Source organism: Streptomyces aureoversilis (genome assembly GCF_042657885.1).
In the GTDB taxonomy this organism is placed as follows: Bacteria; Actinomycetota; Actinomycetes; order Streptomycetales; family Streptomycetaceae; genus Streptomyces; species Streptomyces aureoversilis.
Genome location: NZ_JBHSKJ010000008.1, coordinates 324,309 through 347,099 on the forward strand (window position 1 = coordinate 324,309; position 22,791 = coordinate 347,099).

At 74.3% G+C, this 22,791-nt stretch carries 21 protein-coding genes; 12 read left to right on the plus strand and 9 right to left on the minus strand.

Translation table 11 applies throughout. From position 1 onward, the window contains the following. The first annotated feature begins 28 nt into the window (after positions 1-28). Positions 29-1,633 carry a Na+/H+ antiporter gene (locus ACFPP6_RS16875; protein ID WP_382042492.1) on the plus strand — a complete coding sequence of 535 codons (1,605 nt, stop codon included), beginning with the start codon at positions 29-31 and terminating at the stop codon, positions 1,631-1,633. 3 nt (positions 1,634-1,636) lie between these two features. On the opposite strand, the gene ACFPP6_RS16880 is transcribed toward ACFPP6_RS16875, so the two are convergent. Both ACFPP6_RS16880 and ACFPP6_RS16885 read right to left on the minus strand, forming a co-directional pair. Further along, positions 1,637-2,557 (minus strand): 1-aminocyclopropane-1-carboxylate deaminase/D-cysteine desulfhydrase, encoded by a 921-nt coding sequence (locus ACFPP6_RS16880; RefSeq protein ID WP_382042495.1) that lies wholly within the window; start codon positions 2,555-2,557, stop codon positions 1,637-1,639. Between the two features lie 43 nt (positions 2,558-2,600). Then, a complete protein-coding gene (locus tag ACFPP6_RS16885) occupies positions 2,601-3,191 on the minus strand; it encodes an N-acetylmuramoyl-L-alanine amidase (protein WP_382042498.1) in 591 nt (196 codons plus the stop codon). A gap of 187 nt (positions 3,192-3,378) precedes the next feature. Here ACFPP6_RS16885 and ACFPP6_RS16890 point away from each other — a divergent pair, with 187 nt between their 5' ends. Beyond that, complete coding sequence (locus tag ACFPP6_RS16890; RefSeq protein WP_058046208.1) at positions 3,379-4,290, plus strand: glutaminase; 912 nt, start codon at positions 3,379-3,381, stop codon at positions 4,288-4,290. A 97-nt stretch (positions 4,291-4,387) separates the two neighbouring features. Here the strand turns inward: ACFPP6_RS16890 and ACFPP6_RS16895 are convergent, their stop codons facing one another. The 3 genes from ACFPP6_RS16895 to tatA all read right to left on the minus strand — a co-directional run bounded on the left by ACFPP6_RS16895 (position 4,388) and on the right by tatA (position 7,416). After that, positions 4,388-5,326, minus strand: coding sequence for a beta-ketoacyl-ACP synthase III (locus ACFPP6_RS16895; protein WP_168092931.1), 939 nt, complete (start codon positions 5,324-5,326; stop codon positions 4,388-4,390). Positions 5,327-5,701: 375 nt separating this feature from the next. Beyond that, on the minus strand, positions 5,702-7,078 hold the full coding sequence (locus ACFPP6_RS16900) for an alkaline phosphatase (protein ID WP_382042502.1): 1,377 nt from the start codon (positions 7,076-7,078) through the stop codon (positions 5,702-5,704). Positions 7,079-7,173: 95 nt separating this feature from the next. Then, positions 7,174-7,416, minus strand: a complete 243-nt coding sequence (gene tatA / locus ACFPP6_RS16905; RefSeq protein WP_382042505.1) for a Sec-independent protein translocase subunit TatA — start codon at positions 7,414-7,416, stop codon at positions 7,174-7,176. Between the two features lie 158 nt (positions 7,417-7,574). On the opposite strand from tatA, the gene ACFPP6_RS16910 reads away from it, so the two are divergent. The 5 genes from ACFPP6_RS16910 (at position 7,575) to ACFPP6_RS16930 (ending at position 13,910) form a co-directional block, all read left to right on the plus strand. Next, on the plus strand, positions 7,575-9,158 hold the full coding sequence (locus ACFPP6_RS16910) for an LCP family protein (RefSeq protein ID WP_382042508.1): 1,584 nt from the start codon (positions 7,575-7,577) through the stop codon (positions 9,156-9,158). 119 nt (positions 9,159-9,277) lie between these two features. After that, positions 9,278-10,606, plus strand: coding sequence for a hypothetical protein (locus ACFPP6_RS16915; protein WP_382042511.1), 1,329 nt, complete (start codon positions 9,278-9,280; stop codon positions 10,604-10,606). Positions 10,607-10,918: 312 nt separating this feature from the next. After that, positions 10,919-11,602 (plus strand): response regulator transcription factor, encoded by a 684-nt coding sequence (locus ACFPP6_RS16920; RefSeq protein WP_382042514.1) that lies wholly within the window; start codon positions 10,919-10,921, stop codon positions 11,600-11,602. After that, positions 11,599-13,059 (plus strand): sensor histidine kinase, encoded by a 1,461-nt coding sequence (locus ACFPP6_RS16925; RefSeq protein WP_382042517.1) that lies wholly within the window; start codon positions 11,599-11,601, stop codon positions 13,057-13,059. Before ACFPP6_RS16920 ends, ACFPP6_RS16925 begins: the two co-directional genes overlap by 4 nt. Positions 13,060-13,208: 149 nt before the next feature. Further along, entirely contained in the window at positions 13,209-13,910 is a 702-nt protein-coding gene (locus tag ACFPP6_RS16930) for a DUF3592 domain-containing protein (protein ID WP_382042520.1), read from the plus strand. Here the strand turns inward: ACFPP6_RS16930 and ACFPP6_RS16935 are convergent. Then, complete coding sequence (locus tag ACFPP6_RS16935) at positions 13,900-14,814, minus strand: LysR family transcriptional regulator (RefSeq protein ID WP_382042618.1); 915 nt, start codon at positions 14,812-14,814, stop codon at positions 13,900-13,902. The two genes, ACFPP6_RS16930 and ACFPP6_RS16935, sit on opposite strands and share 11 nt — an antisense overlap. Positions 14,815-14,936: 122 nt before the next feature. Between ACFPP6_RS16935 and ACFPP6_RS16940 the strand changes: the two genes are divergently transcribed. Beyond that, the gene (locus tag ACFPP6_RS16940; protein ID WP_382042523.1) at positions 14,937-16,181 is read left to right on the plus strand and encodes an MFS transporter; all 1,245 of its coding nucleotides are present in this window, start codon (positions 14,937-14,939) and stop codon (positions 16,179-16,181) included. 106 nt (positions 16,182-16,287) lie between these two features. Then, the gene (locus ACFPP6_RS16945; RefSeq protein ID WP_382042526.1) at positions 16,288-16,677 is read left to right on the plus strand and encodes an ATP-binding protein; all 390 of its coding nucleotides are present in this window, start codon (positions 16,288-16,290) and stop codon (positions 16,675-16,677) included. A 197-nt stretch (positions 16,678-16,874) separates the two neighbouring features. Here the strand turns inward: ACFPP6_RS16945 and ACFPP6_RS16950 are convergent, their stop codons facing one another. After that, positions 16,875-17,747 (minus strand): RNA polymerase sigma factor SigF, encoded by an 873-nt coding sequence (locus ACFPP6_RS16950; protein ID WP_382042621.1) that lies wholly within the window; start codon positions 17,745-17,747, stop codon positions 16,875-16,877. Between the two features lie 214 nt (positions 17,748-17,961). Here ACFPP6_RS16950 and ACFPP6_RS16955 point away from each other — a divergent pair, with 214 nt between their 5' ends. Continuing rightward, the gene (locus ACFPP6_RS16955; RefSeq protein ID WP_382042529.1) at positions 17,962-18,621 is read left to right on the plus strand and encodes an HAD family acid phosphatase; all 660 of its coding nucleotides are present in this window, start codon (positions 17,962-17,964) and stop codon (positions 18,619-18,621) included. 18 nt (positions 18,622-18,639) lie between these two features. Here the strand turns inward: ACFPP6_RS16955 and ACFPP6_RS16960 are convergent, their stop codons facing one another. After that, positions 18,640-18,903 (minus strand): GlsB/YeaQ/YmgE family stress response membrane protein, encoded by a 264-nt coding sequence (locus ACFPP6_RS16960; protein WP_382042532.1) that lies wholly within the window; start codon positions 18,901-18,903, stop codon positions 18,640-18,642. 161 nt (positions 18,904-19,064) lie between these two features. Here ACFPP6_RS16960 and ACFPP6_RS16965 point away from each other — a divergent pair, with 161 nt between their 5' ends. Both ACFPP6_RS16965 and ACFPP6_RS16970 read left to right on the plus strand, forming a co-directional pair. Further along, positions 19,065-19,484, plus strand: coding sequence for an ArsR/SmtB family transcription factor (locus ACFPP6_RS16965; protein WP_168095044.1), 420 nt, complete (start codon positions 19,065-19,067; stop codon positions 19,482-19,484). Continuing rightward, positions 19,468-22,182 (plus strand): HAD-IC family P-type ATPase, encoded by a 2,715-nt coding sequence (locus ACFPP6_RS16970; protein WP_382042535.1) that lies wholly within the window; start codon positions 19,468-19,470, stop codon positions 22,180-22,182. Before ACFPP6_RS16965 ends, ACFPP6_RS16970 begins: the two co-directional genes overlap by 17 nt. Before the next feature lie 143 nt (positions 22,183-22,325). Here ACFPP6_RS16970 and sodN read toward each other — a convergent pair whose 3' ends face one another. Further along, complete coding sequence (gene sodN, locus ACFPP6_RS16975; protein WP_168095046.1) at positions 22,326-22,721, minus strand: superoxide dismutase, Ni; 396 nt, start codon at positions 22,719-22,721, stop codon at positions 22,326-22,328. Between the last annotated feature and the right edge of the window lie 70 nt (positions 22,722-22,791).

A 22,791-nucleotide genomic window follows, 5' to 3' on the forward strand; every position in this document is an offset into this window, starting at 1 on the left:
GCACCCACGAGGAGACAGGCCCGCACCGATGGACGTCATGCCACTGCTGATGCTGGTCGCGGGCGGAGCCGCCATCGCCGGCGCGGCGCGGCGCACCCCCGTGCCCGCGCCCCTGCTGCTCGTCGCCGCGGGCCTCGTCGCCTCCCAGATCCCCGGCGTACCGGACTACACGCTCGACCCGCACATCGTGCTGCCCCTGCTGCTGCCGCCCCTGCTGCACACGGCCGCGCTCGACAGCTCCTACCTCGACCTGCGGGCCAACATCCGCCCCGTCGCGCTCCTGTCCGTCGGCTACGTCCTCTTCGCGACGCTCGCCGTCGGCTACGCGGCCTACCTCGTCGTGCCCGGGCTGCCGCCGACGGCCGCCCTCGTGCTCGGCGCCGTGATCGCCCCTCCCGACGCCGTCGCGGCCACCGCCATCGCCCGCCGCCTCGGCCTGCCCTCGCGCATCACCACGATCCTGCAGGGCGAGTCCCTCGTGAACGACGCGACCGCCATCACCGCCTACAAGGTGGCCCTCGCCGCCGCCGTCGGCGCGGGCGCGACCTGGGGCGAGGGCATCAGGGAGTTCGCCGTCGCCTCCCTCGGCGGCATCGGCGTCGGCCTGGCCCTCATGGTGCCGCTGCACTGGCTGCGCAAACACCTGCGCGAGCCGCTGCTGCAGAACACCCTCTCCCTGCTGATCCCCTTCGCCGCCTACGCCGCCGCCGAGGAGGTCCACGCCTCCGGGGTGCTCGCCGTCGTGGTCGTCGGCCTCTGGCTCGGACACCGCTCCTGGCAGGTCGACTTCGCCACCCGGCTGCAGGAGGCCGCCGTGTGGAAGATGGTCTCCTTCGTCCTGGAGTCCGCCGTCTTCGCCCTCATCGGACTGCAGCTGCCCGTGGTGCTGCGCGGCCTCGACACCTACGGAGCGGGGGCGGTCGCCTGGTACGCGGTCGCCCTCTTCCTCGCCGTCGTGGCCGCCCGCTTCGTGTGGGTCTACCCGGCGACGTTCCTGCCGCGCGCCCTGTCCGCGCGGATCCGCGAGCGGGAGACCGACACCACCTGGAAGAGCGCGCTCGTCGTCGGCTGGGCCGGCATGCGGGGCGTCGTCTCCCTCGCCATCGCCTTCTCCATCCCCGTCACCACGGACACCGGGGAGGGCTTCCCCCACCGTGACCTCGTCCTCTTCCTGACCTTCACGACCGTCATCGCCACCCTCGTCGTCCAGGGGCTCACCCTGCCCCCGCTGATCCGCGTGCTGCGGCTGCCCGGGCGAGACAGCGCCGCGGAGACCCTCGCGGAGGCCCAGGCGCAGAACGAGGCCTCCGTCGCCGCCGAGCGCCGCCTGGACGAGCTGCTCGCCGACGAGCGCAACGCGCTTCCCTCACCGCTCGCCGACCGGCTCCGCGTCGTCATGGAGCGGCGCCGCAATGCGGTGTGGGAGCGGCTCGGGACGGTCAGTGCGGTCACCGGGGAGTCGGCCGACGATATTTACCGGCGGCTCGCCCGGGAGATGATCAGCGCTGAGCGCGAGGTGTTCGTCGCTCTGCGGGATCAGCGGCGGATTGATGACGAGATGCTCCGTACGCTGCTGCGGCGCTTGGACCTGGAGGAGGCCGCCGCGTACCGCGAGGAGGGCGGGGCCGCCTGACGGTCACGGCGCCCCCGTGATCACCGCCGCCACCGTCGTCCCCCTCGGGAACGCGCCCTCCTCCGTCAGGGTCGTCAGGCCGTACAGCATCTTCGCCACGTACAGCCGTTCCAGGGGCAGGCCGTGCCGGGCGGTGAAGTCGTCGGCGAAGGCGTCCAGCGCGGTGGACGACCTGGCGTAGCCGCCGCAGTGGAAGCGTTCGTCCAGCCGCCACGTCCCGCGCCGCCCGCCGTAGGCCTCGCCCTGCAGGCGCTCGGTCTCCGCGCCCAGGAAGCCGCCCTTGAGCACGGGGAAGCCGATGGCCCGCTGCCCCTCGCCCAGCCCGGCGGCCAGGCCGGCGAGCGTGCCGCCCGTGCCGCACGCGACGCCGACGACGTCCGCCATCCCGCGCAGCTCGCGCCCGAGCTCCGCGCAGCCGAGCACGGCCGCCGCGTTGGAGCCGCCCTCGGGCACGACGAAGCAGTCGCCGCCCGCCCGCTCGGTCAGCCGGGCCAGCACCTCGGGCTCCGTCTTGCGGCGGTAGGTGGTCCGGTCGATGAACACCAGCCGCATGCCGGAGGCGGCGCAGTAGCGCAGCGACGGGTTCAGCGGGCGGTCGGCGAGCTCCTCGCCGCGTACGACGCCGACGGTGGCGAAGCCGAGCAGGCGGCCCGCCGCGGCGGTGGCCCGCAGGTGGTTGGAGTAGGCGCCGCCGAACGTCAGCAGGGTGTGCCGGCCCTCCTCCGCCGCGGCCCGCAGGTTGGGCGCGAGCTTGCGCCACTTGTTGCCGGGCAGCTCGGGGTGTATCAGGTCGTCCCGCTTGAGCAGCAGCCGTACGCCGTGCCGGGCGAACCGCTCGTCCGGGAGCTCCACGAGCGGGGACGGCAGCCGCGGCCGCAGGCCGGCGAGCCCGGCGTCGCCTGCGGCGGGGGGATGGCTGGTCACGCCCCCATTGTCGCGTGAGCGGGCGGGCGGGCCACGGGGAGCCTCACTTCAGCCGCTCACGGACCCGCTCGCGCAGCCACTCCATGGAGAAGCCGACGGGGTCGGACTTGCCCGGGCGCCACTCCAGGTGCCCGATGACGGACCGCTCGGTCCAGCCGTGGTGCCGGCAGATCGCGGCCGCCACCTGTTCGATGGCCAGCAGCTGGTCCTGCGGCCAGGGGTCCTCGCCGTCGCCGCGGTTGACGCACTCGAAGCCGTAGAAGTGGACGTTCCCGTCGGTGTCCGCCCAGCGGACGGGCGGCAGCCGCTTCTCGGCGATCACGGCCTCGAGGACGTCCCCGTCGCCGCCCCCGGCGTGGTTGGCGCGCCCGCAGCCGACGAGGTGGATGGCGCCGTCCTTGGCGATGACCCCGTGGCACAGGGGGCCCGGCAGCTCGTCGTAGCCGTTCCAGCACAGGCGCACGGTGCTGTCGGTGCCCGACGTGGCGGAGTGGTGGATCATCACGCCGTTGACGGGGCCCCAGGGGCCGTGCCCGGCCCGGTTGTGGTTGCGCCAGCCGTCCACTTCGACGACGGTGGCGCCCTCGCGTCTGAGCGCGGCCAGGAATTCGTTCGCGGACATGGGTGGGGCCATGCCGCCCTCCCTCGGGTCGTCAGGTGGCGTACGCCGGTCGCGTAGGCCGAATGACCCCCTTGTACCCAAAAGTTCGCAGGTGGGCCGGGCGTTCGGATATCGTGCGAGCCGATCCGGCCGTTGGCCGAATATCCCACCGATCGCATCGTCGACAGCGTCGTCGACACGGAAGTACGGACCAAGGACTGTGGACTACCAGGCCGTCCTCGAAGAGGTCACCGCCTTCGCCCGCCCCCTCGTCGGCCGCGGCCAGGTCGCCGACTACATCCCCGCCCTCGCCGAAGTGGACGTCAATCAGTTCGGCATGGCCGTCGCGGACGTGGACGGCGGCGTCTACGGCACCGGGGACTGGGAGAAGCCCTTCTCCGTGCAGTCCATCTCCAAGGCCTTCAGCCTGGCGCTCGTGCTGGCCGAGGGCGGCGGGAAGATCTGGGACCGGGTCGGAACGGAACCGTCCGGAAATCCCTTCAACTCGCTGGTCCAACTCGAATACGAGAACGGCATCCCGCGCAATCCGTTCATCAACGCGGGCGCGCTCGTCGTCACCGACCGCCTGCAGACGCTCACCGGCGACGCCAGCACCACCATGCTGGAGTTCCTGCGGGCCGAGAGCGGCAACCCCGACCTGGCCTTCGACCCCGCCGTCGCCGCCTCCGAGACCGAGCACGGCGACCGCAACGCCGCCCTGGCCCACTTCATGGCCAGCTACGGCAACCTCGACAACCCCGTCCCCACCGTCCTGGAGCACTACTTCTGGCAGTGCTCCATCGAGATGAGCTGCCGCGACCTCGCCCGTGCGGGCAGCTTCCTGGCCCGCCACGGCCTGCGGGCCGACGGCTCGCGGCTGCTGCCGCGGCGCGAGGCGAAGCAGGTCAACGCCGTCATGCTCACGTGCGGCACGTACGACGCGGCCGGGGACTTCGCCTACCGCGTGGGGCTGCCCGGCAAGAGCGGCGTCGGGGGCGGCATCGTCGCCGTCATACCGGGCCGGTGCACGCTGTGCGTGTGGAGTCCGGGCCTGGACACCCGGGGCAACTCCGTTGCGGGGGTCGCTGCGCTGGACCACTTCACCACGCTGACCGGGTGGTCGGTGTTCTGAGCCGTCCGTGCGGGGCGTGCGTGGCTGGTCGCGCAGTGCCCCAGCGGACCTCGGCTGCGGGCTTCGGTAAGGGGCGCACCGCAAAGGGCCGTACCCCTTACGGGCAGCGGATGACCTGACCCGCGTACGAGAGGTTGCCGCCGAAGCCGAAGAGCAGGACCGGCGCGCCCGACGGCACCTCCCCGCGCTCGACCAGCTTGGAGAGCGCGAGCGGAATGCTCGCGGCGGACGTGTTGCCGGACTCGGTGACGTCCGTCGCGACGACCGCGTTGACCGCACCGAGCTTGCGCGCGACCGGCTCGATGATCCGCAGGTTGGCCTGGTGCAGGACGACCGCGGCCAGCTCCTCCGGCGCGACCCCGGCCCGCTCGCAGACCCGGCGGGCGATGGGCGGCAGCTGCGTGGTGGCCCAGCGGTAGACCGACTGGCCCTCCTGGGAGAAGCGGGACGGCGTGCCCTCGATCCGCACGGCGTGCCCCATGCCGGGCACCGAGCCCCACACCACGGGGCCGATCTCCGGTTCGGCCGAGGCCGTGACCACGGCGGCGCCGGCGCCGTCGCCGGTCAGGACGCACGTGGTCCGGTCGGTCCAGTCGGTCACCGAGGTGAACTTCTCCACGCCGACGACCAGGGCGTTCGTCGCCGCGCCGGCCCGGATGGCGTGGTCGGCGCTGGCCAGCGCGTGGGTGAAGCCGGAGCAGACGACGTTGACGTCCATGGTGGCGGGCGTGGCGAGGCCCAGCGCGGCCGCGACCCGGGCGGCCGTGTTCGGGCTGCGGTCGTCGGCCGTGCAGGTGGCGACGAGGACGAGGTCGATCTCCTCCGTCGCGAGCCCGCTGTTCGCCAGCGCCTTCCCGGCGGCCTCGGCCGCCATGTCGGCGACCGTCTCGTCGGGCGCGGCGACCCGGCGGGTGCGGATGCCGACGCGGGAGCGGATCCACTCGTCGCTGGTGTCGACCATGGCCGCCAGCTCGTCGTTGGTCAGCACCCGGGCGGGCTGGTAGTGGCCGAGGGCGAGGACGCGGGACCCGGTCATCGGCGGTTCCTCCTGCGAGGGCTGGCGGGGTGGTACGAGCGGGGTGGTGCGAAAGGGGTGTGGGGGGCGAAGGTGTACGGGACGGGATGTACGAGACCAGAGTGGGGGACCGGCCTGCGGGCATCCAGTAGGGAAGTCACAGTCTTGACGCTTGACGCCCGCAACCGGGTATGTGATCCGCCCAATGTTCTGCCGGGATAACTGGCACAACCCGCAGGGCCCGGCCGCTGGAGCGGCCGGGCCCTGTCCCCCCTGTGGTGATCTGTGACGTTGTCGACCGTGGTGTTACCGACGGTGTGACGGCGGTGTGCCGGCAGTGCCGCCGGCCGTTGCGCGGCCGGTGCCGCTCGGTGCGGCGCCGGCCACGCTCCGGCGTCAGCGCAGCGAGAGCGCCTTGCGGATCGTCGTGAACAGCTGCGTCTGGTCGGTGACGCCGAGGACGCGCTCCGCCTGCGGGCCCTGGGCGGCGATGCGCACCTGGGTGCCGGTGTGCTCCTGCGCCTTGCCCGGCGTGTTGGTGGAGTAGTTCACCTTCAGCTTGCCGCCCTCGTCGGTGACCAGGGTCGAGGACAGGCCGGGCGGGGTGGCCTCCAGCGGGACGATCTGGCTGGTGTGGCCGTGGTCGGCGGTGGTGACGACCAGGGTGTCCGGGTGCTGTGCGGCGTAGTCGCGGGCGACCTTCACGGCGCGGTCGAGGGCCGCGGTCTCGCCGATCTGGCCGCACGGGTCGGCGGCGTGGTCGCGCTTGTCGATCGAGGCGCCCTCGACCTGCAGGAAGAAGCCCTTCTTGGAGCCCGCGCCCTTCTGCTTGGCCTCCAGCAGCTGCAGCGCCTTGCGGGTCTGGTTCTCCAGGCTCGGGGTGCCGGCCTTGCGCTCGGGGTTCTTCGTCACACAGCGCTGCGGCTCGGTGCCGCCCTGAGCCGCCGCCTTGCCGGTCCACTCGACCGGCACGTTGCCGTCGGCGAAGAGGCCGAGGACGGGCTTGCCGGGCTTGGCGTTCTTCAGGCCCTTGTCGTCGGTGACGACCTGGTAGCCGAGCTGCTCGGCCTGCTGGGTGACGGTCCGGCCCGCGAAGCGGCCCTCGGTGACCTTCTGGTCGAAGCGGGCCTTGCCGCCGCCGAGGAGAACGTCGACCTTGTGGTTGACGCTCTGCTCCGCGATCGAGCCGGGGCCGCCCTTGGCGACGGTGTCGTCCGGGCAGGCCTTCATGTCGGCCGGGCCCATGCAGCTGCGGTCGGTGGCGTGCGAGGCGAGGACGGCCGGGGTGGCGTCGGTCAGCTCGGCGGTGGTGACGCTGCCGGTGGCCAGGCCGTTCTTCTGGGCCAGCTCCAGGATGGTGGGCATCGCCTTGTCCGTGCCGGGCGTCTTGGATATCCGGCCGTTGACCGTCTTCTGCCCGGTGGCCCAGCCGGTGCCGCTGGCCGCGGAGTCGGTGACGTAGTCCGGCTTGCCGTTCTTGTCGACGGAGTACGTCGTGTACGTACCGGTGAGCGGGAACTTGTCCATGTTCAGCCGGCCGGCCGCGCCCACGGTGTAGTCGCGGGCCAGGGTGATCTCCGAGTCGCCCATGCCGTCACCGATGAGCAGGATGACGTTCCTGGCCTTCTTCGCGCCGTGGCCCGCGCTGAGCGCGGGGACGTCCGAGCTGCCGTCCGCCTCGGAGGCGGCGGCCACGGCCGGTACCGCGGCGCCGGCGGCGAGCAGTGCGGCGGCGCCCCAGGCGAGACGACGCCGGTACGGACGAGAACCCATGGTTTTTCCTCCTCGCAGGCCGGGCGGGATGTCCGGCCGAGGGGAAGCTCACCAGGGGTGGGTGTACCGGAAGAGTCGTACAGGTGTCCTGTGGTTCACCGGGGGTTGTCGGCCGGTTGATCACCGGCCCGCGCGGCGTGACCGTCCGCCTTCACGGCCCGGCCGCCGGCCTTCGCGTCCTGTCCGTCCGCCTTCATGGCCCTGGCCTCGCTCTTGAGGATGCGCATCGACTTGCCGAGCGCGCGGGCGGTGTCCGGCAGCTTCCGCGACCCGAACAGGACGACCATCACGAGCACCACCACGAGGATGTGCCACGGCTCCAGGGCATTGCGCAGCATGGTCGGCGCACCTTTCTCTTCCGCTCTCTTCCGTAACCGTTGTGTTCACCATACTTGCCAGATTGCGCAACTGGACAACCAAAGTGGCTGCCCGGCCGTCTATCGGGGTGAGGTGGCAAGGAGCCGGGCACGCCGGGGGAATGGATGAGGGCTCGCAGATGAGTGGCAGCCGAGGGAGCGGGACGCATCACCGGATGCGGACGGCGACGTTCGTCGCGATGGCGTTCGTGGTGCTGCTGACCGCGGGTGCCGGCTGGCTCTGGCTCCGGCTGAACGGCAACATCAGCACGTTCGACGCGGACGGGCTGTCCAAGAACCGCCCGGGCGCGGGGGTCGCCGGCCAGAACGTCCTGGTCATCGGCTCGGACTCGCGCGCCGGGGGCAACAGCGGCCTGGGCGGGGGCGAGGGCGACGTGGGCCGCTCGGACACCGCGTTCCTGCTGCACGTGTACCGCGACCGCGAGCACGCCATCGCCGTCTCGATCCCGCGGGACACGCTCGTGGACATCCCTCCGTGCCGGCTGCCCGGCGGCAGCTGGACGTCCGGGCGGACGCGGGCGATGTTCAACTCGGCCTTCTCGGTGGGGGAGTCGGCGAAGGGCAACCCGGCCTGCACGCAGAACACCGTGGAGAAGCTCACCGGGCTGCGCGTCGACCACACCGTCGTCGTCGACTTCGAGGGCTTCTCCGCGATGACCTCCGCCGTCGGCGGGGTGGAGGTGTGCCTGCCCAAGGACGTCTACCAGGGCGACCTCGACCCGCACCGCGGCTCACGCGGCGGGCTGCTGTTCCCCAAGGGGCAGCAGACCGTCTCCGGGCAGAAGGCCCTGGACTACGTGCGCGTGCGGCACGGCATCGGCGACGGCTCCGACATAGGCCGCATCCAGCGCCAGCAGGCCTTCCTCGCCGGTCTGGTCAAGAAGGTGCGGGCGCAGGGCTTCAACCCCGCCGCGCTGCTGCCGCTGGCCGACGCCGCCACCCGGTCGATGACCGTCGACCCGGGGCTGGGCTCGGCCGACAAGCTGCTGTCCTTCGCGATGTCGCTCAAGGACATCGGCCTGCACGACATCAAGTTCATCACCGTCCCCTGGCGCTACGAGGGGGACCGCGTCGACATCGTCCGGCCCGAGGCCGACGCCCTGTGGGCCTCCCTGAGGGCGGACCGCACCATCGACGGCAAGGACGCGGGCGGCGACCGCTCCAAGGGCCGGCCGGCGGGCGCGGTCCCGGCCTCTCCGTCCGCCCCGGCCCCGGCCTCGCAGGCCCCCGCCTCGCAGGAGCCGGTTTCGGGCGAGGGCGTGAGCGTCTCCGTCGCCAACGGCACCAGGGTGACCGGGCTCGCGGCGCGGGCCGCGGCCGCCCTCGAACGGCACGGGTTCACGGTCGGTGACACCGGAAACGCGGAGGTCCGCAACGCCGGCACCACCGTGATCGAGTTCGGCCCGGGGCGGGCGGCGGACGCGCGGACGGTCGCCCGGCTCTTCCCCGGGGCGTACATCCGGGGCGTGGCGGCGGACGGGGTCACGGTGACGGTGGGCCGCGACTACGCGTCCGCGAGCGCCTCCGCCGGTGCCTCCGGGAGCGCCCCCGGCAGCGCTTCCGCGGGCGCGGCCGGGGCTGCGGGGCCGTCCGCGGCGCCCTCGGCCCCGGCCTCCCCGGCCCCCGGGACCCTCTCCACCGACGTCGCCGCCACGGCCCGGTCGGCGGACGACGACCCCTGCGCGAACCTCTCGTACGGATGAGCCGGGGACGAGTCGGGGATGAGCCGGGGGAGGCGGGGGAACCCGATGCCTGATTAATCCGTTTTGGGAGTAAATTTCGCTATAGGTAGGAACCCGACCTCGATCCGAGGAGCAACGCCATGCCCGCCACCACCCGGGCGCTTCCCAGGCCGCTGCTGGCCCTGATCGCCGCCCTGATCGCCCTGGCCGGCACGGCGCTGTACGCCCCAGCCCCCGCCGCGCACGCCGCGACCGGCCTCGACACCGTCGCCGAGGCGCTGCGCGAGAGCCCGGTCTACGTGGACCCGCGCGCCGCCGGCCAGCTCCCCGCGGCCGAGGCCGACGCCCTGGCCAAGAAGATCGAGGACGCCGGGAAGCCGGTCTTCGTGGCCGTCCTGCCCGAGAGCCCGGAGTTCCCCAAGGCCACCGTCTTCCGGGACCTGCGCACCAAGGTCGGCATCGCCGGGGTCTACGCCATCCGGCTCGGCGACGACTTCAACGCCCACGCCGACTCCCGCGTCATGTCCCGCAACGCGATCGGCAACCTCGTCGGCTCCGTCCAGCGCTCCGGCGGCGACGCCGCGACCATGCTCAACAGCTTCGTCGACCAGGCCGACCGGCAGGCCCGGGGCCGGGCTCCCGGCTCCTGGGACGGCGCGGACTCCGGCGTCGGCACCGCAGGGCTGATCACCGGCGGGGCCGTCGTCGTCGCGGGCGGCGCGGGCGCGTACGCCCTCTACCGGCGCAACAAGCGCAAGCGCGAGGAGCGGGAGCGGGCCGAGCTCGACGCCCTGCGCGTCGTCGTCGACGAGGACATCACCGCCTTCGGCGAGGAGCTCGACCGGCTCGACTTCCACCCCTCCGAGCCCGGCGCCGACGACGCCATGCGGCGCGACTACGAGGAGGCCCTCGACGCCTACGAGGAGGCCAAGTCGAAGATGGCCGCCGCGGCGCACCCCGAGGACGTCACCGCCGTCACCGCCACCCTCGACAAGGGCCGCTTCGCCCTCGCCACCCTCGCCGCCCGCCGCAGCGGCGCCCCCCTGCCGGAACGCCGCATGCCCTGCTTCTTCGACCCGCGCCACGGGCCGTCCGTCCAGGACGTCGAGTGGGCGCCCCCGGGCGGCGCGCCGCGCACCGTGCCCGCCTGCGCGGCCGACGCGGCCAGGGTGGCCGAGGGCCAGGAGCCCCTGTCCCGCACGGTCGACACCGCCGACGGCCGCCAGCCGTACTGGAACGCGGGCCCCGCCTACGCCCCCTGGGCCGGCGGCTACTTCGGCGGCGGCCTCCTGCCCGGCCTCCTCGTCGGCACCATGCTGGGCGGCATGCTCTCCGGCCCCGCCTACGCGGCCCCCGCGGACGCCGGCCCCGACGGCGGCGACTACACCGGCAGCGACTTCAACTCCGACGACTTCGGCGGCGGCTTCGGCGGCGGTGACGGCGGAGGGTTCGGCGGCGGGGACTGGTGACGGTGCCGGGGTGCAGGGACTGGTGACGGCTGCCGCGCGCCGCAGCCCCATCCGTGGCATGCCGCGGGGCCGCGGACCGGCCGCCTCCGGAGCAGAGCGGCCGGCCGCGGCCGGAGGGGGCGCGGACCGGCGGTCGGGCCCGGCCGGAGAAGCGGACGGGCCCCACCCCCGTGTGCCGCCGGTACGCGCCCGGTTGGCCTGAGTGCCGGGGAGGACACACGAGCATGCTCGCACCCCGGAGCTGAAGCAGCGCTGAGGATTCCTTAAGGGGTCTTCAGGTCACGGACCTGCGCTCCGGGCCATGCTGAAGGCATGCGAATACTGGTGGTTGAGGACGACCGGCGGCTCGCTGAACTGCTGCGCCGCGGCCTGGTCGCCGAGGGGTTCGCGGTGGAGGTCGCGCACGACGGGCACACCGGCCTGCACCTCGCGGCAGAGGACGCCTACGACGTGATCGTGCTCGACGTCATGCTGCCCGGCCTCAACGGCTACCGCGTGTGCGCCCGGCTGCGCGAGGCCGGCGTCTGGACGCCGGTGCTCATGCTCACCGCGAAGGACGGCGAGTACGACGAGGCCGAGGGCCTGGACACGGGCGCCGACGACTACGTGACCAAACCCTTCTCCTACGTGGCCCTCGTCGCCCGGCTGCGCGCCCTGGTGCGCCGCGGCCGGCCCGAGCGGCCCGCGCTGCTCCGCGTCGGCGACCTGCAGATCGACCCCGCGAGCCGCTGCTGCCGGCGCGGCTCCGTCGATCTGACCCTCACCGCGCGGGAGTTCGCGGTCCTGGAGTACCTCGCCCGGCGCGACGGCGAGGTCGTGGCCAAGGCCGAGATCCTCGCCCACGTGTGGGACGAGGCCTTCCAGGGCGATGTGAACATCGTGGAGGTGCACGTCAGCGCGTTGCGCCGGAAGATCGACGCGCCGTTCGGGCGGCACACCATCCAGACCGTGCGCGGCGTGGGCTACCGGCTGGCGGCCGACGCCCCCGCAGGGTGAAGCGGCGGCCCGGCCGGGTGCGCGAGCTGCTGCGCCCGGCCTCGATCCGGGGCCGGCTGACGTGGCTCGTCGCCGTCTCGGCCCTGCTCCCGCTGATCGCCGGCGCGGCGCTGGCCGCGGGCTCGCTGCGCGACTACCTGGCGCGGGAGGCCCGGGACTACACGGTCCGCTCGGTCGCCACCGTCCCCCGGCTCGCCGACGGCGACCCGGACGCGCAGCTGTACTACGCGGCCGAGAAGCTCCGCGACGACCCCCGGCTCGCGGTGTCCACGGGCATCAGGCCCGCCCCGCCGCGCTGGGAGCCCGACTTCCGGCCGCCCGAGCACGAACCCTCGCACGGCGACGAGCTGTTGTCGCTGTGGCCGTGGACCGACCCCGGCAGCCGGATCCCCAGCCTCGACTACGTCCAGTCCGGCACCGAGGGCCGCTACCTGCACGTCGCCAACCGGCTCCAGGTCGAGCAGCGCCGCCTCAACCACATGGGCCGGCTGCTCGCCGGCGCCGTGCTGCTGGTGACGGCCGCCCTCGCGGGCGCGACGTGGTTCGTGGCCGGGCGGGTGCTGCGCCCCGTGGAGGCGATCCGCACCCAGTTCGCCGAGCTGACCGCGCACCACCTGGAACGCCGGGTGCCCGTGCCCCGCACGCGCGACGAGGTGGCCCGGCTGGCCGCGACGATGAACAAGACCCTCGACCAGCTGCAGGCGGCCGTCGACCAGCAGCGCCGGTTCGTCGGGGACGCCTCGCACGAACTGCGCAGCCCGCTCGCCGCCCTGCGGGCCGAGCTGGAGATCGCCCTCGCCCACCCCGGGGACGCCGAGTGGACGGCCGTGGCGGAGGCGGCGCTCGGCGACACCCGGCGGCTGCAGAGCATCACGTCGGACCTGCTGCTGCTCGCCCGGCTGGACGCGACCGGCACCGACGGGCTGCCGGGAGCCCAGCCCGTCGACCTCGCCGCCCTGGTCCGCGAGGAGGTCCGGCGGCGGCCGGAGGGGCGGCGGGCCCTGGAGGTCCGCATCGAGGCAGGGGCCCCCGTCACCGTGCACGGCCGCCACACGCTCATCGCCCGCCTGCTGGGCAACCTCCTCGACAACGCCGACCGGCACGCCGCCCGCACCGTCACCGTGCGCCTCGGTCTCGGCCCCGGCCCCGGTCCTGGCCCCGGTCCTGGCCCCGGTCCTGGTCACGACGCCGCGCGGCGGGTCGCGGTCCTGCACGTCGAGGACGACGGGCCGGGCATCCACCCGGACGACCGGCAGCGCGTGTTCGAGCGCTTCACCCGGCTCGACGACGCCCGTACGCGTGCGACGGGCGGCACGGGCCTCGGCCTCGCCATCGCCCACCACATCGCGACCGTCCACCGCGGGACCCTGGAGATCACCGACAGCCCGCGCGGCGCCCGGTTCACCACCACGCTGCCGGTCGTGGACCCCTGCGCCGCGGAGGGGCCCGCGGGCTGAGCCGGCGGAACGAGTCGGCGGAACGAGTCGACGGAACGGGCCGGCGGAACCGATCGGTGGAGCCGGCCGGCGGACCAAGATCTGACTCATGGCATCAGAACCCCCGACACAGTTGAATATGCGCACACACATCCGACATCGGGGGGTTCATGTTCGACATCGTCATCCTCACGCTGCCCGCACTCATGGCGGCGGGCGGCATCGCCGGCATGGTGTGGGCGGTGGTGCGGATGCGGCGCCTGCGAGCCGCGTGGCACAGCGGCATCGAGGTGCCGGGGCGCTGCCTGCGCCTGTACACGACCACGGTCACCCGCCGGCAGGGCACGCACCGGTCGTCCTCGACCACGCTGCACCACGTCTACGAGTTCACCGACGGGGACGGGCGGCACCGGCGGTTCGAGGAGGCGGGCGGGCCGGCGACGGTCATCGAAGGGGACACCGTCGTCGTCCGCCACCCGCAGGGCCGCCCGGACCGGGCCACGGCCCTCCCGCCCGGTGACGCCAGGACACGGGTGGGCATGGGGATCCTGCTGGTGTTCCTGTCCTTGTTCGTGGCCGGGTGCGTGGGCTTCGGGGTCTTCTACCTGAGCGTGTTCAAGCCCGCGAAGGAGAAGGTCACGGAGCGGATCGAGGACTCGTGGCCGTCGGCCCCTCCGGCGACCCCGCAGGTGACGCCGCCGGGCCTGCCGGCCCCGCCGGAGGGCCCGCCGGACGAGCTCCCCACGGGAGTCCCGAGCGGCTTCCCCACCGGATTCCCCACGGACTTCCCCACCGGTTTCCCGAGCGGCTTCCCCTCCGGCCCGCCGAGCGGATTCCCGACGGGCCCGCCCTCCGGCGGCCTCAGCCGCTGACGGCCCGGCCGGTGACCTCGGCCAGTACGCGCCCGAACGCCCGCAGCCGCTCCGTCCCCGCGGCCCGCTGCCGCACCAGCCCCAGGGCGGAGCAGGGCAGGCCGGTCACCGGGACGAAGGCGATGTCGCGGCGCCCGTGGTAGTCGGCCGTCGGCCGGCACAACAGCATCCCGGCGCGTCCGGCGACGGTGAGGGTGATGCCCTCCTGCAGCGTCGTCACCTCCGGGCCGCGGGGGACCGGGCGCCCGCCGGGCGTGACCGCGGGGGCCTGGGCCGCGCGCCAGTACGCCGGGGCGGGGGCCGCGGGAACGACGAGCGGGCAGTCCGCGAGCTCCTCGGCGCCGAGCTCGGCACGCCGCGCGAAGGGGTGCCGGACGGACACCGCCAGCGTCTGCTGCTGCCGGGAGAAGACCGGCCCCACGGCCAGGTCCGGCTCCTGCGCGGGCAACAGCACCACCGCCGCGTCGACTTCGCCCCGGCGAACGGCGCCGAAGGGGTCGCTCAGCGGGATCTCCACGAGCTCGACCACGCACCCCGGCCGGCGCTCCTGGAACGTACCGACGGCCTCCATCACCCCGCCGTCCGCCGTGCCCTGGAAGCCGATCCGCAGGACGCCCTCCACCCCGCGGGCGGCGGCCCGGGCGTCGTCGACGACGCCCGCGAGGGCCCCGTACGCGGGCCGCAGCCCGGCCAGGAACCGCTCGCCGAGCGGTGTCAGGGCCACCCGGCGGCTGGTGCGGTCGAACAGCCGCGCGCCGATGCGGCCTTCGAGGGAGCGCAGGAGCTGGCTGACGCGGCCCTGCGACACGTACAGCCGCTCGCCGGCCCGGCCGAAGTGCAGCTCCTCGGCGAGGACCAGGAAGCACTCGAGCTCCCGCAGGTCCGCACCCACGCCCGCCTCCATGCCCGTGCCCATGCCCGCGCCCGTGCCCACGTTCCGCCCTCCGCCGACCGATTAATCCTGCTCATCAAAGGATGAGAACTCCGGCGTTGTTCCCGGCCGCACCGCCGCCGAGGCTGAGGCCCATGGAGCAAGAGGCAGTGAAGCAAGGTGCAGTCGAAGAACGCGCGGGCAAGCGCGGTGCGAAGGCGGCGGGGAAGGGCGGCCGGGCCGCGGTGCTCGCGGTGGCCGCCGCGACGTTCTCGGTCGTGACGAGCGAGATGCTCCCCGTGGGGCTGCTCACCCCGATCGGCTCCGGGCTGGGCGTCCCGGCCGGGACGGCCGGTCTGACGATGACCGTGCCCGGGCTGGTCGCGGCGGTCGCCGCGCCCGCGGTGACGGCGGCCGCCGGGCGGCTGGACCGGCGGTGGGTGCTGGTGGGGCTCATGGCCCTGCTGGCCGTGGCCAACCTGCTGTCGGCGCTGGCGACCCACATCGCGGTGCTCGTGGGGCTGCGGGTCCTGGTGGGAGTGTGCATCGGGGGCGTGTGGGCGATAGCGGCGGGGCTGGCGGTACGGCTGGTGCCGGAGCGGTCGGTGGGCCCGGCCACCTCACTGATCTTCAGCGGGATCGCGGTCGCGTCGGTGCTCGGCGTTCCGGCCGGGACCCTGGCCGGGGGACTGGGCGGCTGGCGGGCGGCGTTCGCGGCCATGGGCGCGGTCTGCCTGGCCGTGACGGCGGCGCTCGCCGTGCTGCTGCCGCCGCTGCCGGCGGAGCGGGCCGTCCGGGCGGGCGAGGTGGCGGGACTGCTGCGCATCCGGGGCGTACGGGCGGGCCTGCTGGTCGTCGTGCTGATCGTGGCCGGGCACTTCGCCGGCTACACCTTCGTCCGGCCCGTCCTGGAGCGGGCGTCCGGAGCGGGGGCCGGTCTGATCAGCGGGCTGCTGCTGGCGTACGGCGTGGCGGGCGTGGCCGGCAACTTCCTGGCGGGCGCGGCCGCCGCGCGCAACCCGCGCCGCACCCTGCTGGTGATCGCGGTCGCGCTGGCCGCCGTGCTCCCGGCCGTGTCGGTACCGGCCGGCGGGGCGGTCGCCGCCGGTGCGCTGATCGTGGTGTGGGGGCTGGCGTACGGCGGGGTGTCGGTCTCCACGCAGGGGCTGCTGACGGCGGCGGCGCCGGCGTCGCGGGAGGCGGCCTCGGCGCTGTTCGTCTCGGCCTTCAACGCGGCGATCGCGCTGGGGGCCCTGCTGGGCGGGCGGGCCGCGGACGCGGTGTCGCTGCCGGCCGCCCTGTGGCTGGGCGGGCTGCTGGTGGCGGGGGCGCTCGTGGTGCTGGTGGTGCCGGCGGCCGCCGCCCGCCGGCCGCGCACCGCGGCCGCGGACCTTCCGTGACGAACCCCTCCGCAACGGAGGTCATGACCCGGCGATCGCTGGGTATACGCCGGTCGACAGAGGTGAAGTAGCAGGTCAGGTACAGCAGCGACGAGGGAGCCGCCGGATGGTTGTGATCGAAGCCCCGTACGGGGACGCCGCCCGGGCGCGTCACGCGACGGCGGAGTTCCTGGCCCGCCACTGCCCGTGGGCGGATCCCGAGGCCGTCGTCCTGGTGGTCTCGGAGCTGGTCACCAACGCCATACGGCACGCGGGCGGCTGGTGGCGGCTGTGCGTGCGGGCCGTGCAGGGCCGCCTGGTGGTGGAGATCGCTGACGCCAGCCCGCGCCCGCCGCAGCCCCGCCCGCCGGACTTCGGCGGCGGCGGAGGGCTGGGCTGGCACATGGTCGAACGGCTGGCCGGCCTGCTGGAGGTGGACCGGCGGCCGGACGGAAAGACCGTCCGGGCCACGTGGCTGCGACCGGCGGCGTCGGCGGCGACGGCGCCCGCTGCGTAGGCCCGCTCCCGCTGCGTAGGCCCGCGCCACGTAGGCCCGCTCCCGCCGCGCCGGGCCGCGTAGGGCGGCCGGGGGAGCCGGAGGCCGGGGGACCGGGGGCGAGGGCTTCCCGTCAAGCCGTCAAGGCCGAGCCCCCGCCGCCCCGCACGAGCCCCTGCTGCTGCGCTGGTGCCCGGCTCGGCCCGGCCCCCGGACGGCTACTTGTGCCCCAGCATCCCCGCCCGCAGCCGCGTCAGGATCCGCGTCAGCAGCCGCGACACGTGCATCTGCGAGATGCCCAGCTCCGCACCGATCTCGGACTGCGTCATCTCCCCGCCGAACCGCATGCGCAGGATCTGCCGGTCGCGCTCGTCGAGCTCGGCGACGAGCGGTTTGAGCGCGTGCAGGTTCTCGACGCCTTCGATGGCGGGGTCGAGTCCGCCCAGCCGGTCGGCGTAGGTGGTGCCGGACTGGTCGGAGCCGTCGTCCACGGGGACGTCGATGGAGCCGGCCGTGTAGCCGTTGCCCGCGACGATGCCCTCGACGACCTCCTCGCGGCTGAGCCCGAGGTGCTCGGCCAGCTCGGCGGGCGTCGGCGAGTGGTCCAGCTCCTGCGACAGCTCGCCGGTGGCCTTGGCCAGCTCGACCCGCAGCTCCTGCAGCCGCCGCGGCACGTGCACCGACCAGCCGGTGTCGCGGAAGTGCCGCTTGATCTCCCCCACGATGTACGGCACGGCGAAGGTGGTGAACTCCACCTCGCGCGAGAGGTCGAACCGGTCGATCGCCTTGATCAGGCCGATCGTGCCGACCTGGATGATGTCCTCCATCTGGTCGCCGCGGCTGCGGAACCGGGAGGCGGCGAAGCGGACGAGCGAGAGGTTGATCTCGATGAGGGTGTTCCGCGCGTACTGGTACGCGTGCGTGCCCTCCTCCAGCTCCCGCAGGCGTGCGAAGAACAGCCCGGACAGCGCACGGGCGTCGCGTGGCGCCACTGTGGACGCGTCCTCGATGTACGGCAGCCCCCCGACCGCTTCTTCGAGGTGCTGCGGCACAGCCCCCGAAAGCCCTGTCGTAACCGTGGATGCCGTGATGGTCACATCGTCCTCCCCAGATCCGTAGGTGACCTCGGAGCGCCTACCCGGCGACCCGTGGCCCATGCATGCCGGTTCGCGGAAGGCGCGCACAAGCGGAAGGAGACGGCGGCGCGGCGGCGGGAACCGGTCGCACCCGGCGGGCGGCAGGGCGACGCCGGACGGCCACCCGCACGTTCCCCGCCCGTCACCGGCGGGCGTGAGCATGTCATTCATGACCGCACCGATACCGGCCCGCCGCACCGCAGTTGCCCTCGCCGTCACCGCCCTGGCCACGGCCGCGACGGCCGTCACCACGACGGACGCGACCGCCGCCCCCGCCGACCGCCCGGCCGCCGCCACGGCGAGCGCCGCCCGGACCTCCGGGCCCGCGGGGCTCAAGGGCGTCGACTACGCCGTCTGGCAGCGCGACGTGCAGGCCGTCATCGACAGGGCCCTGCCCTACGTCAAGGAGCGCACCGCGGACGCGCACGGCCGGAAGCAGGCCATCGTCCTCGACATCGACAACAGCTCCCTGGAGACCGACTTCCACTGGACGTACCCCACGCCGGCCATCGCCCCGGTGCTGGAGCTGACGCGCTACGCCCACGCCCGGGGCGCCGCGGTCTTCTTCGTCACCGCCCGCCCCGGCATCCTCGACTCGCTCACCGAGCACAACCTGCGCGAGGTCGGCTACCCCGTCAGCGGCCTGTACGTACGGCACCTCCCGGACCTCTTCCAGGACGTGAGCACGTACAAGACCGCCAAGCGCGCCGAGATCGAGAAGCAGGGGTACTCGATCATCGCGAACATCGGGAACAACACCACCGACCTCGTGGGCGGCCACGCGGAGCGGACCTTCAAGCTGCCGGACTACGACGGCAAGCTGTCGTAGCCGCCGGATCCGTACGCCTCACTGCCGCGCCTTCGCCCTGTCGAGCGCGGCCACGCCCAGCGCGGCCAGCGCGATCTGGATGAGCCACTCGATCCAGTCGACCCCCTTGGTGTCGTCGACGCCCAGCCAGTGGGCGATGGCCGCGCCCAGGAACGCGGCGGCGATGCCGACCACGATCGTCCACAGCACCCCGATGTGCTGGCGCCCCGGCACGACGAGCCGGCCGAGCACGCCGATGATCAGACCGATGACGATGGCGCTGAAAATTCCGGAGATTTCCACGGGTCCCCCTTTTGCAGCCTGTTACCGCCGTTCCGGACCGGTTGCTCTCGATACTTCTGCCCAGCCGCCGGGCGGCGCATGTCCGCCCGTCCGGCCCCCGCACCCTGCCTAGACTGGTCGTGCCGGGCACAGGGACGCGCGGCAGGAACGGGAGAGCGACAGTGGCCGCAGGTGTCGGAAGCTTCGAGGACGTCGAAGAGGACTTCGGCGAAGGCCTCGGCGACCCCTCGGCGGACGTGCTCACCGAGGCCGCCGCGGCCTTCGGGCTGCTCGCCTCGCCCGCCCGGCTCCACCTGGTGTGGGCCCTCGCCCAGGGCGAGAGCGACGTCACGGCCCTCGCCGAGCGGGTGGGTGGCGCGCTCCCCGCGATCAGCCAGCACCTGGCGAAGCTGAAGCTGGCCGGGCTCGTGCGGTCGCGCCGCGAGGGGCGCCGCATGGTCTACCTCGTGGACGACCCGCACGTCGTCGCGATCGTCCGGCTGATGGTCGGCCAGCTCGCCGACCGCGAGGCCGGGGGGACGGGCCGGGCCGGCGGGCGCGGCGCCGCCCGCACCGGGCGCCTCCATGGCCTGGGAGCCTGACCGCTCCGCCGCGCGAGGAGGCACCGGCACCACCCTGGAGGTCCTGCGCGCGCTGGAGAGCGGGCCCCGCGGACTGCCCGAGGCCGAGGCCGACGAGCGGCTCGCGCGCCACGGCGAGAACGTCTTCCCCGGGCGCCGCCCCGACCCCTGGCCGCGCCGCTTCGCGCGCAGCCTGCGCGACCCCTTCACCGCCGTCCTCCTCTCCCTCGGCCTGGTGTCGGCGGCCCTCGCCGCCTGGGGCACCGCCTGCGTGATCGCCGTCCTCGTGACGGTCAGCTGTGTGCTGCGCGCGACCGGCGAGCACCGCGCCGACCGCTCGGCGGCCGCCCTGCGCGAGCTGCTGGCCACCACCGCGACCGTCCGCCGCCGTCCCGTGGAGACGGAGGAGCCGGTGACCCGCGAGCTGCCCGTCGAGCAGCTCGTGCCGGGCGACGTCGTCCTCCTCGCCCCCGGCGACCTCGTCCCCGCCGACCTGAGACTGCTGCGGGCGACCGGCCTGACCGTGCACGAGGCGGCGCTGACCGGGGAGTCCGCGCCCGTCGCCAGGGGCGCGGCCGGCGACCTGTGCCTCCAGGGCAGCAGCGTCGTCTCCGGCAGCGCGACCGGCGTCGTCGTCGCCACCGGCGCGGACACCGTTCTGTCCGGGGCCTTGTCCGGGGCCTTGCCCGGGGTCCTGCCGCAGGACCGCGGCCGCCGGCTCCCCGGCCCCTTCGACCGCTCCGTGAACGGGATCGCCTGGACGCTGGTGCGGTGCATGCTGCTCGTCGCACCGCTGGTGCTGGTCACGAGCGCGCTGGTGCGCGGCCGCGGCATGGAGACGCTGCCGTTCGCCGTCGCGGTGGCGGTGGGCCTCACCCCCGAGATGCTGCCGGTCGTCGTCACGACGGCCCTGGCGCGCGGCGCGGCCCTCCTCGCGCGCGGCGGCGAGGTGATCGTCAGACGGCTGCCCGCGCTGCACGACCTCGGCGCCGTCGACGTCCTGTGCGTCGACAAGACGGGCACGCTCACCCAGGACCGGCCGGTGTTCGCCCGCGCGGTCGACGCCGAGGGCCGCGAGGACCCGGCCGTGCTGCACTGGGCCGCCGTGGCCGCCCTCTGGACCCTGCACCTCGCCGAGCTGCCCGCCCCGGACGCCCTCGACGAGGCGCTCCTCGACGCGGACGAGGAGCGGGGCGGCGGTGCGGACGGCGTCGAGGGCGTCGCGGCGCTGCCCTGCGGCCCCGGGCGCCGCATCGCGTCGGCCCTCGTCCGGGTGGCGGGCGGCGGCGAGCCGGGCACGCTGCCGGGCTCCTTGCCCGACTCCCTGCCTGCCCCCCTGCCGGGCTCCCTGCCGGGCAATGTCCGCCCGCTCCGCCCGGCCACGGGCGCCGGCGCCCCCGCGGGCCGGTACGTGCTCGTGGTGAAGGGCGCCGCGGAGGACGTCCTGGAGCGGTGCACGCGCGTCGCGGACGGGGCGGTGGACGACCTCGCCGCCGGCCGCCCCCTCGGCCCCGCGGACCGCACCCGCCTCGCCGCCCGGGCGGACGCCCTCGCCGGGAGCGGCCTGCGGGTGCTCGCCGTCGCCCTCGCCGAGCGGCCCGCGAGCGCGGGCCCGTACGCGCCCGAGGACGAGCAGGAGCTCACCCTCGTCGGCTTCGTCGGACTGCGGGACGCCCTCGCGCCCACCGCCGAGGAGGCCCTGGCCGTCCTCGCCGGCCGCGGCGTGACCGTCAAGGTCCTCACCGGCGACCACCCGGGCACGGCCGCCCGGGCCTGCCGGGACCTGGGGCTCGACCCCGGCGAACCCCTCACGGCCGCCCGGATCGACGCGGCCGACGACGCCGAACTCGCCCGGCTCGCCGCCCGCACCACCGTCTTCGCCCGCTGCGCACCCGAGCACAAGGCCCGCGTCGTCCGCGCCCTGCGCGCCTCCGGCGCCACGACCGGATTCCTCGGCGACGGCGTCAACGACCTCGCCGCGCTGCGCGCCGCCGACGTGGGCATCTGCCCGCGCGACGGGGTGGCCGTGGCACGCGAGGCGGCCGACGTCGTGCTCGCCTCGAAGGACCTCACCGCCCTCGACCGGGCCGTCGTCACCGGCCGCCGCAGCACCGGCAACATCGCCGCCTACCTGCGCATCACGCTCTCGTCCAACCTCGGCAACGTCATCGCGATGCTGGCCGCGGGCCTGCTGCTGCCGTTCCTGCCGATGCTGCCCGCGCAGGTGCTCGTGCAGAACCTGTGCTTCGACGCGGCCCAGCTCGCCCTCGCCTTCGACCGGCCCGGGGCCACGGCCCACCTGCGCCCCGTGGTGCTGCGCCCGCGCGCCCTGTTCCGCTTCATGACGGGCTTCGGCCTGCTGAACGCCACGGCCGACCTCGCGACCTTCGGGGTGCTGGCCCTGACCGTGCACCCCGGCGGCGGCGCCGGGGGACAGGCCGCCTTCCACGCGGGCTGGTTCACGGAGAACCTGCTGACCCAGGCCCTGGTCATCCTCCTGCTCCGCGCCGGCAGGGACGCGGCCGAACGCCGGGCCCCGCTGCCGCTCCGCCTGGCGACCGCCGGCCTGGCCGTCACGGGCCTGCTCCTGCCCCTGTCCCCCCTGGGCCCCGCCCTGGGCATGACGGCCCTGCCACCGCTCTACTACGGCCTGATGACCGTCGTCCTGACGTTGTACGGGGCGGCGTTGACGGTGGCACGCAGGAAGGCCCGTACGTAGCAAAGCCCGCACCCGGAAAAGCCTGCCCGCGTCCGGGAAAGCCCATAACGGCGGAAAAGCCCGCAAACAGCAGCGCACCCGGTCCGTTCCGGCTTCCCTCACGGGGGCCGGGGACCGGGTGCGGACAGCGCCATGCCGCCGGATCAGGCCTTCTTGGTCTCCCAGAAGATGCGGTCGATCTCGGCGATGTAGTCCAGCGCCTTCTGGCCCGTCTTCGGGTCGTTGGACGCCTTGGCCGCGCTCAGGGCCTTCAGGGTGTCGTTGACCAGCTGGTGCAGCTGCGGGTACTTCTCGAAGTGCGGCGGCTTGAAGTAGTCGCTCCAGAGCACCGAGACGTGGTGCTTGGCGAGCTCCGCGCGCTGCTCCTTGATGATGAGCGCACGGGCGCGGAAGTCCGCGTCCTCGTTCGCCTGGTACTTCTCCTGGACGGCCTTGACCGACTCTGCCTCGATGCGCGCCTGGGCGGGGTCGTAGACACCGCAGGGCAGGTCGCAGTGGGCGCTGACTCGCACCTTGGGTGCGAACAGGCGGGAGAGCATAAGAGCTGTCCTTCCTCGTGATCGTCTTCTCAGGTGCGAGATTACTCGGTGTGGGAAGGCTTTTCTCGGG